The sequence below is a fragment of the Bizionia gelidisalsuginis genome, from assembly GCF_008086185.1.
GTDB lineage: Bacteria > Bacteroidota > Bacteroidia > Flavobacteriales > Flavobacteriaceae > Bizionia > Bizionia saleffrena.
Genome location: NZ_VSKN01000089.1, coordinates 1 through 975 on the forward strand (window position 1 = coordinate 1; position 975 = coordinate 975).

1 protein-coding gene and 1 pseudogene are annotated in these 975 nt (G+C 31.5%); both read left to right on the plus strand.

Annotated elements, in window-relative coordinates:
* Positions 1-781, plus strand: a pseudogene (locus ES677_RS15405) (hypothetical protein); the annotation flags it as partial.
* The coding region (locus ES677_RS15560) for a hypothetical protein (protein ID WP_211357903.1) at positions 750-975 on the plus strand (226 nt) is incomplete at its 3' end. The pseudogene ES677_RS15405 and the gene ES677_RS15560, both read left to right, overlap by 32 nt.

A 975-nucleotide genomic window follows, 5' to 3' on the forward strand; every position in this document is an offset into this window, starting at 1 on the left:
ATCTCAACCTAAAGGTGCTGTTGGTCAAATTAGTTACTACATAGATAAGAATGAATGCTCCGAAACTGCTCAAGCTTTTGCTATTGAAGCTGTAATTACTTTGATGAATGGAGGAGAAGTGGATTTTGATGAGCAAATAATAAAAGATTCTTCCTTTATTGGAACTGATGCAGAATGCGTTTTAGATGAATTGATTTCTAATGAAAATAATCTATTTAGGATCACATCAGAAGCTTTTACGGGTAATAAAAGTAAATACAAAATTAAATTTGTTGTTGGAAATTTGTTAAGTGGAGGTGGTCAGGCTAGTGCTAGTTTACCAAACGAAAATGATGTGATTTTAATAACATTTGATGATGATGCTGTAAATGGGAATGCAATAGAGTTAGCATCAACTATTCTACACGAAACAATACACGCTGAATTACATCGTATAATTCTAACAAATAATGCCCCTCCGAATTCTTTAGATCAAGAAATATATAATTGGTATGTTGTTATGTATAACTATTATGAAAATGCAGGATATACGAGTAATGAAATAGCTACTTACTCGGAGCACAATCTAATGGCTGCGCATTATATTAATCCTGTAGCTAATGGTTTAAGACAATTTGATAACAATTCTCAACCTGTTTCAAGTTATGAGTTTTTCGCTTGGACAGGTCTCAATGCCTATGGCCTACAGAGACAATTAATTAATAGTACCCAACTACAAAATTTAGCCAACTTATCTTTAAACGTACATAATGATGAATATACAAACCCGTGTGATTTATAAATGTTTTATTCTATTATTCTTTACTTTAGTTTTTGGATGTAAAGAAAAACAAAATAGCTTAAGTGTATATAATGATACTTTCGATTCCTTTTTAACGAAATCTGTAATAGATATAAGGTATAACACGCCTCCCTCTTTCGAAGAATATAAAGATGGTCTTAGTAAAAAAGCAGTACTAATAAGGCCTGATAGTA